A 12462-nucleotide genomic window follows, 5' to 3' on the forward strand; every position below is an offset into this window, starting at 1 on the left:
TCGGCGCGCGCCGGCGGCGGGACGCAGGTGCGACGCGCGGGGCGCGCCGCGCCGTGGCCCGCCCCGGCGCTCGCTCGTCCTGCCGGCATGCGACGTCTTCCGTGCGTGCTGTCGACGCTCGCCGCGCTCGCGGCGGGCGCGCCCGTCCTCCCCGCCCACGCCCAGCGCTCCCCCGGGCGCCCGTCGGCCGCCGAGCCGCCGGTCGTCCCGCTCGATGTGTGGCGGCCGCGCACGCTGGCGATCGCGACGTTCGCGCCCGAGCGCTCGAACCCGTCGATGATCGAGGCGACGGAGGACGGCTGGGTGGTGCTGCGTCATCTCGAAGGGGAGCTCGAGGCGCGGGAGCGCCCGTCCGCCTCGCGCCTGCTGGCGCGCCCCGCGGAGGTGAGGCGTTGGGCGGACGAGGTGCGCGCGCGGCTCGGCGCCGGCGAATCGGCGCACGCCCGAGGCGCGGAGGTCACGCCGCTCGGTCAGGGGCACAGCCGCCTGCAGGTGACCGTGCACGAGCGCCCGCAGCAGGTCGGCGTCTACGTGAGCTTCGTGGACTGCGCGGGCATCCAGCGCGGTTACACCGCGAAGGCGGACGACCTGCTGCGGATGGCCGAGCGGCTGACGCGCGCGGCCCAGGTGGCCGGCCGCGAGTCGCCGGAGCCCGCGCTGCCGACCCTGCAGCGCGCGTATTACGCAACCGAAGTGGGATGCCCCGCGTCGCCCGCGGCGACGAACCCCGTGCCGCGCTTCCCGGACGAGGTGCCGGCCGACGCGCGACGGTTCGAGGAGGTGGGCGTGCGCCTCGTGGTCGACACCGCGGGGGTTCCCGAACCGGCGTCGATCGCCGTGCTTCCCGGCGCCACGCCCGCGCTCGCCCGCGCGGCGCGCGCGCTCGTGGAGCGGTGGCGGTACCGGCCCGCGGAGGTGGCGGGCCTGCCGGTGCGCCAGGTGGTCACGCACGTGGTCGCGTTCGACCCCGCGGGACTGGCCCCCCTCGCGCCGCCCCCGCGGCCGCGGGAGTACTGGATGCGCGGGCCCACGCTGCGGACCGAGGTGCGCGCCGACGCCGACGGGTGGGTGCGGGTGCGCTTCGCCGGCTGGCGCCTCAACCACACCGTCACCGCCGGCCAGGACTGGTTCGCGCCCGACAGCGTCGACGCCTGGCTCGCGCGGGTCCGCGCGTTCCTGGCGGCCGACTCGGCCAACCCACGTCTGGTCAGGACGCCGGGGGAGCGGCCGGTGGTCGCGCTGGGCCCCGACAGCGGCGGCAACCGCTTCGTGGTCGCACACTCGATCGACTACGTGAGCGACACGTCGCGGCTCGCGGTGATCGGCCACCTGCGCGGCTGCGCGGTCGAGCTCCACCAGGAGGTGCCCGTCGACGCGCCGCTGCTGGCGGCGTTCGCGCGCGCGTCCCGCGAGGCGCGGGCGCTGCGCACGACGCCGCCCCGCCGCGCGGGACGGGTCCACGCGTCGGGCGACGTCGGGTGTCCCCCGGCGCTGGCGCCGGTCGCGGCGCGCCACCGCTCGGCGCCCGGGGTGTGGCGCCACCGCATGGGGCCCTACCCGGCGTCGATGGCGCGCGCCCGGGCACGCGCGGAAGTGCTCGCGTCGGTCGTCGTCGACACCCTCGGCGCGCCGGTGCCGGAGACGCTGGTCACGATGCCGGGCGCCGACCCGCGCGCGGCGGACGCGCTGCGCGCGGACATCCGGGCCTTCGGCTTCGAGCCCGCGACGCGCGGCGGGCGGCGGGTGGCCGTGCGCGTGGTGCGCCCCTGGTACTTCGCGCCGCCTCCGGAGTGCGACGGCGACGCCGCCGCGGTCGACTGCCCGCGCGAGTACGGGCCGATGCGCCGCGCGCGCTGAGCCGCCGATCCGCTACCCCGCGCGCTCGGGGGCGAGGAAGCGCCGCGCCTCCAGCAGCACCGGCAGCCCGCGCACCACGCACAGGATCACCGTCGCGTAGACGCAGCCGTAGGCCAGCACCGCCAGCGTCGTCTTGAGCGACGGCTGCCACCCGGGGGCGAAGGCGAGGATGATCAGGGTGAACGCCGCCGCCTTGCCGACGCCGTACGCCCCCCGGCTGAGCCGCGAGCTGACGAGCAGCGCGCCCAGCCGCGAGCGCATCATCGAGGTGGCGCCGAACGCCGTGAGCCCGCGCTCGAAGGCGAGCGCGCGGAAGCCGTCGACGAGGATGCCGCGCGCCGACACCAGCACGGCGACCCAGACCGGGATCCACCCGAACGAGGCGAAGGCGATCCAGTAGGTCATCTCGACGACGCGGTCGCCGAGGATGTCGAACACGGCGCCGGCCTTGGAGGCCTCGTTGCGGCGGCGCGCGACCCAGCCGTCCCACGCGTCCATCCAGATCAGCAGGACGGTGAGCACCGCCGCGCCGACGTAGATCTCCCACGTGTGCCAGCGGAGCATGGCGACGGCGAGGAACGCCAGCAGCGTGCGCAGGACGGTGATCAGGTTGGCCATGGCCTCGGCTCCGCGGACCCGGGCGGCGGGACTGCCGCACCCCTCTCCTATGCTACAGCCGGGCCCCGGGTTCCGGCGCCCCCCGCCGGCCGCCCCGGGCGGCTAGGTTGGACCGGGGGGCGCGCCGCGCCGGCGCGGGATTTCCGTCCGTCGCCCGGCACGCGACGAACGGGGCGGCGCATGGACGTGGGGACGACATCGGGGGGGACCGGGGGAGCGCCCGGGGAGGCGCCGGGGACGGCGCGCGAGCGCGCCGAGCTGCTGGCCCTCGCCGCGGCCGACCGCGCGCGGCTCGAGGCGCTCGTGCGCCACATGCCGGCGCCGGTGGCGCTGCTCGCCGGGCCCGAGCACCGGCACGTGCTGGTGAACGCCGAGTTCCGGCGGATCAGCGGGGGCGGCCGCGACGTCACCGGCCTCACCGTGCGCGAGGCGTTCCCGGAGCTGGAGGGGCAGGGGGTGTACGAGCGGATGGACCGCGTCTACGCCACCGGCGAGCCGTGGGTCGGGCCCGAGACGCACCTGCGCTACGACCGCGACGGCACCGGCGTGGTGGACGCGTGGTTCGACGTCCGCTTCGTCGCGGTGCGCGACGCCGAGGGGCGGGTCACCGGGATCCTCAACTTCGCGGTCGACCACACCGAGCAGGTGCTCGCGCGGCGCGAGATCGAGCGGCTGCTCGGCGAGAGCGAGCGGGCGCGCGGCGAGGCCGAGGCGGCGCGCGCGCGGCTGGAGGCGGTGCTGGGGAGCATCGCCGACGCGTTCTACCTCGTGGACCGCGAGTGGCGCTTCACCTACGTGAACGACGCCGCCGAGGGGCTGCTGCGGAGCGGCCGCGCGGCGCTGCTCGGGCGCACGCTGTGGGAGTGCTTCCCGGACGTCGTCGGCTCGCCGTTCGAGGGGCCGTACCGCGAGGCGATGGCGACCGGGCGCGTCACCTCGGCCGAGGCGTACTTCCCGCCGCTCGGCACCTGGTTCGACGTGCGCACCTATCCGTGGGCGGGCGGGCTGATGGTGCACTTCCGCGACGTCGGCGCGCGGCGGGCGGCGGACGCGGAGCGCGACCGGCTGCTGGCCGCGCTCGACGTCGAGCGGTCGCGGCTGGCGGCGGTGTTCGCGCAGACGCCGTCGGTGCTGGCGATCGTGCGCGGCCCGGAGCACGTGCTGGTGCTCGCCAACGACGCGTACCTCGCGCTCAACGGGCGCCGCGACGTGATCGGCAGGCCGCTGCTGGACGCGATCCCCGAGCTGCGCGGGCAGGGGTTCGACCGGCTGCTCGACCGGGTGGTGGAGACGGGGGAGCCGTACGTCGGGCGCGAGGTGCCGATCCGGCTCTCGACGTCGCCCGGCGCCGCGCCCGAGGAGCGCGTCTTCGACTTCGTGTACCTGCCGCTGGTGGAGGCCGACGCCGGGGGGACGCCGCGGCGCGTCGGGGTGATCGCCCACGGCAACGACGTCACCGAGCAGGTGCGCGCGCGGCGCGAGGTGGAGCGCGCGCGCGAGCGCGCCGACCGGCTGCAGGCGCTCACCGCCGCGCTCGCGGCGACGACGACGCCCGAGCAGGTGGCCGACGTGGTGGTCGCGCAGGGGGTGGCCGCGACGCACGCGACGACCGGGATGCTCGCGCTGCGGGTGACGCCGCCGGGCCCCGACGGGCCGGGGGAGGGGGCGATCCTCCGGCACCACGGGCTGTCGCCGTCGGTCGTGCGCGCGTACACGCGCTTCCCGCTCACCCGCGCCGGCCCGGTCGCGGTGTGCCTGCGCGCCGGCACGCCGATCTTCGTCGAGGAGGGGGGCGCGCTGCGCGCGCGCTTCGCCGACGCGGCGCCGTTCTTCGACGAGCTGGGGACGCAGGCGGTGGCGACGGTGCCGCTCGCGGTCGCCGGCGACGTGGTGGGGGCGATGTCGTTCTCGTGGGACGCGCCGCGCGTGCACACGGAGGCGGACCGCGAGCTGTTCCTCGCCTTCGGCCGGCAGGCGGCGCAGGCGCTGGAGCGCGCGCGCCTGTTCGAGTCCGAGCGCGCCGCGCGCGCCGAAGCCGAGGCGGCCAACCAGGCGAAGAGCGAGTTCCTCGCGGTGATGAGCCACGAGCTGCGCACCCCGCTCAACGCGATCGGCGGCTACGCCGAGCTGCTGGAGCTTGGGATCCGCGGGCCAATCTCGGCGGCGCAGCGCGAGGACCTGCTGCGCATCCAGGCGAGCCAGCGCCACCTGCTCGGGCTCATCAACGAGGTGCTCAACTACGCGCGGCTGGAGACGGGGGCCGTGCAGTTCGACCTGACGGCGGTGCGCGTGCGCGACGTGCTGGCGGCCGCCGAGGCGCTGGTCGCGCCGCAGGCGCGCGCCAAGGGGCTGGCGCTCGTGGTGGCCGAGTGCGCGCCGACGCTGGAAGTGCGCGCGGACGCCGAGAAGGTGCGGCAGGTGCTGGTGAACCTGCTTTCCAACGCGGTGAAGTTCACCGACCGCGGCGGCCGCATCGCGCTGACGGCGGCCGAGGCGGACGCGCGCGTGACGATCGCCGTGCGCGACAGCGGGATCGGGATCGCGGCCGACCAGCACGAGCGCATCTTCGACCCGTTCGTGCAGGTGCGCGCGGACCTGACGCGCACCGCCGAGGGGACGGGGCTCGGGCTCGCGATCAGCCGCGACCTGGCGCGCGGCATGGGGGGCGACCTGACGGTCGAGAGCGCGCCGGGCGCGGGCAGCACCTTCACGCTGGCGCTGCCGCGCGCCGACGACGCACCGTAGAGCAGCTCCCGATCTCGTCGGAAGGCAGGGTCTCGCGCGCGCGGCCGCACGCCCGTGGGCGACGACCCGAGCGCGGAGCGCCGGGCGCCGAGCGCGGCGTGACCATCGGCGCTCGGCGCCCGGCGCTCACGTCGCGATCCGCGAACGCTGAGGGGACCGCGCGGAACGCGGCCCTCCCATGCATGCGCGAGGTGCGCTAATCGCGGCGGTCGACCTCGAGGCGCTCGCGGCGCAGCTCGGCCTCGACCACGCGCTCGTCGGCGACGGCGCGCTTGCGGATCACGACGACCTCCTTCACCACGGGGCGCCGCTCCACCACCAGCTCCTCCTCGACCACGGGGACGCGGATCACCTGCCCGCCGTCGGCCTGGCGCTCGACGGTGACGCCGGGGTGCGGCGCCGCGTCGGCCGTGCGGACGCGCGACGCGCGCGCGCTCGCGGCGAGGCGGTCGGGCGCGACGTCGGCGTGCACCACCCGGGTGCGCGCGTCGATCCGCGCGTCGGCCAGCGGCACAACGGCGAGGCCGTCGCCGCCGTCGACCGCCACCGCGAGCGCGGCGACCGCGTCGTCGGCCGGGTCGACCAGCAGCTCCTCGACCACGCCGAGGCGGCGCCCCGAGGCGGCGCGCAGCTCCCAGCCGCGGATGTCGGGCTCCCCCGCCGCGAGCCGGTGGTCGGGGAGGGAGCGGAGCGGGATCAGCCGCTCGTTGTCGTGTGGACGCATGCGGTCTCCTGCCGGCCCGGGCCGGCCCGGCGGCGCGCGATGCGCCGCCCGGCCGACCGCGGGCGTGCGGCGTCAGATGCGACGGTCCGTCGCGTCCGGGCCCGGGCGCGACGCCGGGTTGCCGTCGACGCGGTCCTTGAGGTCGTCGGCGCGGCCGGCGAGGCGGTCGGCCGGGCCCGAGTTGGTGGCGCGGTCGGCCGCGGCCGACGCGCCCGACGCGCCGCCGACGACGCGCGTCCCCGCGAGCCCCTGGCGCGTGCGCACCGCCGCGTCGTCGACCACCGCGCGCTCGCGGCGCAGGTCGGCCTCGACCTCCTGCTGCTCCGTCACGGCCTGCTTGCGGAGCACGACCTCCTCGGTCGGGACGACGCGCTTCTCGACCACGGCCTCCTCGCGCATCAGCGGGACGCGGATCTCGTCCTCCCCGATGTCCAGGTCGCCGCGGTACGCGTCGGCCGACACCGGGTGGCGCTCGATCGTGACCTCCTCGCGCATGAGCGGCACCGACTCGCGCACGTGCTCGGTCTCGACCGTCTTGCGGATGCCGACCTCGCCCGCCTGCACCTGGCGCTTGCCGACGGAGAGCTGCTCCTCCGACAGCACCAGCCGCGCCTCGCGCGCGCCCTCGCCCCCGCGCGCGGCGTAGAAGCGGCCCTGGTCGTACAGGTCGCGGTCGGCCGCCTGCGAGCCGTACACGCCGCGCGTGCGCGACTCGTAGCCGTCGTCGATCAGGCCGGCGTCGCCCGTGTACTCGGGGAGCGCCTTGATCTGGTCCTTGGTCATCCCCATCACCCACACGACGTCGTTCGCGCGGTCGACCTGCGCGGCGCCGATCGGGAGCGCGACGTGGCGCGTGTTGAAGAAGCCGCCGAGGTCGACGTCGAGGTAGCGGATGCTGCCGTCGGGGGAGCAGATCAGGTCGTCCACGCGCCCGACCTTGTCGTCGTCGTCGCGCGTGCGCACCTCGTAGCCGCGCACGTCGGCGAGTTCGGCGGGGAACTGGACGTTCCGGTGCTGCGAGAGCGAGGAATACGGCATCTATGACTCCAGTGGGAAGATGGCTGCGATCGGACGGACCGGCGGGTGCAGGCAAGCGGTATTCCGGCGGCGCGCCGGCGTACCGGACGACGCGGGTGTTAGAGTGTCGTATGACCGTCACCGCACTCGACCACACGATCGCCACGCCCCACGGCGCGCTGTTCTCGCGCACGTGGGCGCCCGCGGACGCGCGCGCCGGCGCCGCGCCGGTGCTGCTCTTCCACGACTCGCTCGGCAGCGTCGAGCTCTGGCGCGACTTCCCGGCCGCGCTGGCGGTCGCGACCGGGCGCACGGTGGTGGCGTACGACCGGCTGGGCTTCGGGCGCTCCGACCCGCACCCGGGCACGCTGCCGCCGACGTTCGTGGCGGACGAGGTCGACGCGGGCGTCGCGCCGGTGCGCGCCGCGCTGGGGCTGGCGCGCGTGGTCGCGTTCGGCCACAGCGTCGGCGGCGGGATGGCGGTCGCGACCGCGGCGCGGCTCGGCGACGCGTGCGAGGCGCTCGTCACCGTGTCGGCGCAGAGCTTCGTCGAGGACCGCACGCTCGCCGGCGTGCGCGCCGCGCGCGCGGCGTTCCGCGCGCCCGGCCAGGTCGAGCGCCTCGCGCGCTACCACGGCGACAAGGCGCGCTGGGTGCTCGACGCGTGGACCGAGACGTGGCTCGCGCCGTCGTTCGCGGGCTGGTCGCTCGACGACGTGCTGCGCGACGTGCGCTGCCAGACGCTCGCGCTGCACGGCGACGGCGACGAGTACGGCTCGGTCGCGCACCCGCGGCGCATCGCGGCCGGCGTGCGGGGCCCGTCGCGCGTGGTGATCCTCGACGGGGTGGGCCACGTGCCGCACCGCGAGGCGCCGGCGCGCGTGCTCGACGAGGTGGGGCGGACCCTCGGCGCGCCCGCCGCCCGCCCCGCCGCGCCGGCTACCGCCGCGGCTGCACCGTCGGCGTGAACGCGACGCCGTCGGGCGTCTCGCCCGCGGCCAGCGACCCGACCACGCGGCGCGCCGTCACGTCGATCACGACCACGCGCCCCTCCTTGCTCAGCGACAGGAAGGCGTGGCGCCCGTCGGGCGTCAGCGTGATCCCCTGCGGGCCGCCGCCGGGGACGGCGAGGCGCCCCAGCTCGCGCCGCGACGCGCGGTCGAGGAAGCGCACGACGTCGCGGTTCATGTCGGGGATCAGCACCGTGCGCGCGTCGGGGGTGAACAGCACGCGGTAGGGCCAGTCCACGCTGTCGGCGGCCGTCGTCACCGCGCCCGTCGCGACGTCGAGGACGCTCACGCGGTGCAGCGCGTTGCTCCCCACCCACACCTCGCGCCCGTCGGGGGTGACGCCGATCGCCTCGGGCACGTTCGGCACCGGCCAGCTGGCCACGTGCGTGCCGGCGCGCAGGTCGAGCCGCGACACGCTGTGCGCGCCCATGTTGCCGGTGAACGCGGTCGCGCCGTCGGCGGCCACCGCCACCATGTGCGACCCCGCCGCCTGCGTCGGCACCGCGCGGCGCACCGCGCCGTCGCCGACGTGCACGACGACCACGTTGCCGGTCGCCTCCGACGTCACCGCCACCAGCGAGTCGCCGGGGAGGAAGACGAGGCCGTGCGGCGCGCGGTACTCGCCGAGCGGGATGGTGCGCGTCACGCGCGCCGAGGGGACGTCGACCACGGTGAGCGTCGTCCCCGCGGGGCGGCCGCCGTAGTCGGTGACGACCGCGGTGCGCCCGTCGCGCGACAGCACCACCTCGTGCGGCCCCGCGCCGGTGGGGAGCGTGGCGAGCGTGCGCCCCGACGCGACGTCGAGGATCGTCAGCGTGGACGGGCGCTTGTTGGTGACGACGAGCGTGCCGGCGACCCCCGGCACCTGCGCGGCGAGCGGCGCCGCGAGAGGCGCCGCGACGGGCGCGGCCAGGGCGAGGGCGAGCGGCAGGGCGACGGCGGGGCGCATGGGCGGCGGGGATCGGGGACGGGGCGCTCGACCGAGAGCTAGCGCGCCGGCGGGCGGCGCGGGAAGTGGGCGCGCGGTAAGATTGCCGTGCGCCGACGCGGGCGCGGACCCGGACGCACCGGGGACTGGGCTCCCTCGCGGACCGGGCACGCCATGGTCGAGCGCACGCCGCTGCTCCTGCTCCCCGGCCTCCTCAGCGACGCGCGCCTCTGGCGCGACCAGGTGACGGGGCTGGCCGACGTGGCCGACGCGCGCGTGGCCGACCTGACGCGCGACGACGACGTCGGCGCGATGGCCGACCGCGCCCTCGCCGGCGCGCCCCCGCGCTTCGCGCTGGCCGCGCTCTCGATGGGCGGCTACGTGGCGTTCGAGATCCTGCGCCGGGCGCCGGCGCGCGTGACGCGGCTGGCGCTGTTCGCCAGCAGCGCCGCCGCCGCCTCGGCGGACCGCGCGGCGCGGCGGCGCGCGGCGATGGCGTCGCTGCGGCACGGGCGCTTCGCCGGCGTCACCACGCGCCTGCTCCGCCAGCTCGTGCACGCCGACCGCGTCGCCACCCCGCTCGGCGACGAGGTGCGCGCGATGGCCGAGCGCGTGGGCGCGGAGGCGTTCCTCCGCCAGCAGACGGCGATCCTCGGCCGCCCCGACTCCCGCCCGCTGCTGCCGACGATCGCCGTCCGCACGCTGGTGGCCGTCGGCGACGCCGACGCGCTCACCCCGCTGGCCGAGTCGCGCGCGATGTTCCGCGCCATCCCCGGCGCGTCGCTGCACGTGTTCGGGCGCTGCGGCCACCTGCCGGCCATGGAGGCGCCGGCGACGACGACCGCGCTGCTGCGCGGCTGGCTGGCCGAGCCCTGACCGCGCGGCCGCGCGGCGTCAGGCGCCGGGCTGCCCGTCGTCGTCGGGGATGAAGTCGCGCTGGTCGTAGCGCGCGTCGCGCTCGGCCAGGCGCGCGCGCTCGCGCCGCATCGCGCGCTCGTCCTCGTCGGGGGCGCCCGCGGACGGCACGCCCGGCGCCGCGCCGGTGGCCTCGCGCGCGATGCGGAACGCGTGGTCGATCCCGCCCGTCGCGACGGTGAGCACGACGGGGAGCTCCGCGAGCCGCGCGTCGGCGCGCAGCAGGCGGCGGAAGTCGGCGGCGGCGCGCTCCGCGTCGCGCCCCTCGCGCAGCGGCTGCCCGCCGAGCCGGTGCAGCGTCCCGCCCGCGAACTCCAGCGACTCGCCGTCCTCGCTCAGCGCGATCTCGAACTGCACCCACGCGACCGTCGGGTGCGCGTCGAAGAACGCGCGCAGCGTCTCCCCCAGCTCCGCGGGCAGCACGGTCGGCGCGCCGCCCGACGCCGGCGCCCCCGCCACCCCGGCGAAGGTCAGCGCGACCGGCAGCTGCGGCGGCCCGCCCTCGTGGTCAGCGGCCATCGTCCCCCCGGCGCCGCCCCGGCGTGCGCGCGACCACGTCGGCCAGGAGGGCGCGCGCGGCGCGCCAGAGCGCCTCGTTCTCCCCGGCGTCCAGGTTCCGCAGCTGGTAGTCGAGCGCCTCGAGCGCGGCGCGCGGCGAGTCGCAGTGCACGAGGTACTGCCCGGCGTGCTCCTCCGCCGTCTCGGGGAGGGGGACGTACGCGCCGCCGCCGTGCCCGGCGTGGCGGGCGTGCGCCATGTGCGCGTTGGCGCGGCGGAGGTACTCCGCGCCGAGGCGCCGCAGCTCGTGCGCGGACCGGGCGCGCGCGGCCGGGGCGGGGGATGGCGATTCGTCGGACATGCGGACGGCGCTCGTCGTCGGGGGCCGTCGGAAGCTACGTCGCGCCGCGCGCCGCGCTATCCGTCCATCCCGTCGGCGCCGGCGCACTCGGTGGGGCCGAGCGCGCTGTCGGGGCGCGCGGTGGCGCGCGCCACCCGCGACGCGAACGCCTCGGCCTCGCCCGCCCCGGCGCGCCAGGCGCGCAGCCGTCCGCGGCGGCGGATGTCGGCGACGTGCGCCAGCTCGTGCAAGAGCACGCGCACCGCGCACTCGTGCCGCGACGCCGGCAGCGACCAGTAGAGCGGGCGCGCCCACCCGCCGGGGCGCGGCGCTTCGGCGGCCGCGGGGAGGGGGCCGAGCGGGACCCACGGCGACAGCACGACGAGCCCGTCGAACAGGCGCGTGGTCGCGCGCGACCAGCGCGGCGACGGGTTGGCGAACCAGCAGGCGCGCGACCGGCACAGCAGCACGAGCTGGCGCGCGGGGATCGCGAGCCCCGCCGCGCGCACGCGGCGCCCCGCCTCCTCGGCGACCCGCACGATGCGCGGGTCGACGGCCGAGTCGCTCCGCACGTCGACCACGCCGGTGGCGACGGCGACGCCGCGACGCCACGGGAGCAGCCGCGGCCACCAGAGCCCGAGCGCCCCCGCGCCCAGCGCGAGCGCGACGACCCACGGGCGGACGCGGGGGCGGGGCGGGGTGGGGCGGGTCATCCGCGGGAGACGCGGCGCCCGCCCCGGCGTCACTCGTCGCGCGTGGCGCGGAGGACCCCTTCCTGCGCGCCCAGCCACCAGCGGCCGGTGAGCGCGGCGCTCGACGCGTCGTTCTGCCGCTCCAGCAGGAGCGTCAGCAGCCCGCCCGCCGTCTCGGCCTGCAGCACGAGGTCCGTCTGCATGACGGTGACCGTCATCGGCTGCTCGCGGTTCGCGCCGGGGGCGCGGTAGCGGGCGACGAGCGTCCCCGCCGAGTCGGACACGGTGACGTGCCCGGGGAGCCCGGCGAGCGCGGTGCGCCCCAGCCGGTAGACGGCCAGCGGGCGGACGGCCGGGGCGGCGACCACGTCGGCGCGCGGGGCCTCGGCGCGCGCGGCCTGGGCGGCGAGCGGGCGGGCGACGGCGGCGGCCGAGAGGGCGAGGGCGGCGACGAGGAGCGAACGGTGGGCGCGCATGGCGGGCCTCCATGAGGAGTGGCGTGGGAAGGGGCGGTCCGGGACCGCCTCACTCCAGAGCGCGCGAAAACGCCGCGAACCCACTCACGCCCGCCGAAAGAACCTTCAGGGGCCCAGCCGGACCCCCGTCCCGGGCATCCCCGGGAGCAGCGTCCCGGCCGCCAGCGCCGCCGCCTGCCGCTCCGCCTCCGCGAGGAAGGGCGCCAGCCCCGCCACGCCGTCGGGGTGGTGCTCGAAGTCCACCGCGAACGTCCGCAGCAGGTGGACGCCCGTCCGGTCGGCGAGGCGCGCCGCCAGCGCGTCGAGCACCGGGTGCCGCAGGTCCTCCCCCGACAGCGTGGCCTGCAGCCCCTCGACGGCCCACCGCGCGCCGTCCCACCAGGTCAGCGTGACCCCGGTCTCGGGCGCGTCGGGGGCCACGGCGTACTGCGGGACCTGCCCCGGCGTCCCGCGCGACGCGGCGAGCGGCACGCGGCCGAGCACCACGGCGACGCGGAGCCGCCGTCCGTCGGCGGAGAGGTGGGCGACGCAGGTCGTGCCCACCGACGCCTCGCCGGGCGCGAGCCGCGCGACGCCGCACCGGCGCAGCGCCGTCGCCGCCTCGGCGGGCGCGGCACCGGTGAGCGTCACCTCGCGCGCCGC

13 protein-coding genes are annotated in these 12462 nt (G+C 77.9%); 4 read left to right on the forward strand and 9 right to left on the reverse strand.

What is annotated here, in order from left to right; genetic code table 11:
* The first annotated feature begins 87 nt into the window (after positions 1-87).
* Entirely contained in the window at positions 88-1857 is a 1770-nt protein-coding gene (locus PYV61_RS11900; protein ID WP_275831716.1) for a hypothetical protein, read from the forward strand.
* A gap of 12 nt (positions 1858-1869) precedes the next feature.
* Here PYV61_RS11900 and PYV61_RS11905 read toward each other — a convergent pair whose 3' ends face one another.
* Positions 1870-2475, reverse strand: coding sequence for a CDP-alcohol phosphatidyltransferase family protein (locus PYV61_RS11905; protein ID WP_275831718.1), 606 nt, complete (start codon positions 2473-2475; stop codon positions 1870-1872).
* Positions 2476-2655: 180 nt separating this feature from the next.
* Here PYV61_RS11905 and PYV61_RS11910 point away from each other — a divergent pair, with 180 nt between their 5' ends.
* Positions 2656-5220: a PAS domain-containing protein gene (locus tag PYV61_RS11910; protein ID WP_275831720.1), complete on the forward strand. Its 2565-nt coding sequence runs from the start codon at positions 2656-2658 to the stop codon at positions 5218-5220.
* A 196-nt stretch (positions 5221-5416) separates the two neighbouring features.
* On the opposite strand, the gene PYV61_RS11915 is transcribed toward PYV61_RS11910, so the two are convergent.
* Complete coding sequence (locus PYV61_RS11915) at positions 5417-5944, reverse strand: DUF2382 domain-containing protein (protein ID WP_275831722.1); 528 nt, start codon at positions 5942-5944, stop codon at positions 5417-5419.
* 72 nt (positions 5945-6016) lie between these two features.
* Entirely contained in the window at positions 6017-6982 is a 966-nt protein-coding gene (locus tag PYV61_RS11920) for a PRC and DUF2382 domain-containing protein (protein ID WP_275831724.1), read from the reverse strand.
* 110 nt (positions 6983-7092) lie between these two features.
* Between PYV61_RS11920 and PYV61_RS11925 the strand changes: the two genes are divergently transcribed.
* Entirely contained in the window at positions 7093-7929 is an 837-nt protein-coding gene (locus PYV61_RS11925; protein WP_275831726.1) for an alpha/beta fold hydrolase, read from the forward strand.
* Here PYV61_RS11925 and PYV61_RS11930 read toward each other — a convergent pair.
* Positions 7901-8920: a hypothetical protein gene (locus PYV61_RS11930; RefSeq protein WP_275831728.1), complete on the reverse strand. Its 1020-nt coding sequence runs from the start codon at positions 8918-8920 to the stop codon at positions 7901-7903. The two genes, PYV61_RS11925 and PYV61_RS11930, sit on opposite strands and share 29 nt — an antisense overlap.
* Before the next feature lie 87 nt (positions 8921-9007).
* Between PYV61_RS11930 and PYV61_RS11935 the strand changes: the two genes are divergently transcribed.
* Positions 9008-9775: an alpha/beta fold hydrolase gene (locus PYV61_RS11935; RefSeq protein WP_275831730.1), complete on the forward strand. Its 768-nt coding sequence runs from the start codon at positions 9008-9010 to the stop codon at positions 9773-9775.
* An 18-nt stretch (positions 9776-9793) separates the two neighbouring features.
* Here PYV61_RS11935 and PYV61_RS11940 read toward each other — a convergent pair whose 3' ends face one another.
* From PYV61_RS11940 to PYV61_RS11960, 5 genes are all read right to left on the reverse strand, one after another.
* Entirely contained in the window at positions 9794-10333 is a 540-nt protein-coding gene (locus PYV61_RS11940; protein ID WP_275831732.1) for a hypothetical protein, read from the reverse strand.
* Positions 10323-10673, reverse strand: coding sequence for a hypothetical protein (locus PYV61_RS11945; protein ID WP_275831734.1), 351 nt, complete (start codon positions 10671-10673; stop codon positions 10323-10325). The genes PYV61_RS11940 and PYV61_RS11945 overlap by 11 nt, the downstream gene beginning before the upstream one ends.
* Positions 10674-10729: 56 nt before the next feature.
* Positions 10730-11365 carry a hypothetical protein gene (locus PYV61_RS11950; protein ID WP_275831736.1) on the reverse strand — a complete coding sequence of 212 codons (636 nt, stop codon included), beginning with the start codon at positions 11363-11365 and terminating at the stop codon, positions 10730-10732.
* A gap of 29 nt (positions 11366-11394) precedes the next feature.
* Positions 11395-11820 carry a hypothetical protein gene (locus tag PYV61_RS11955; protein ID WP_275831738.1) on the reverse strand — a complete coding sequence of 142 codons (426 nt, stop codon included), beginning with the start codon at positions 11818-11820 and terminating at the stop codon, positions 11395-11397.
* Positions 11821-11925: 105 nt separating this feature from the next.
* Positions 11926-12462, reverse strand: a 537-nt coding sequence (locus PYV61_RS11960; protein WP_275831740.1) for a hypothetical protein, incomplete at its 5' end; no start/stop codon positions are given.

Origin of the sequence: Roseisolibacter sp. H3M3-2 (assembly GCF_029211165.1) — a bacterium.
GTDB lineage: Bacteria > Gemmatimonadota > Gemmatimonadetes > Gemmatimonadales > Gemmatimonadaceae > Roseisolibacter.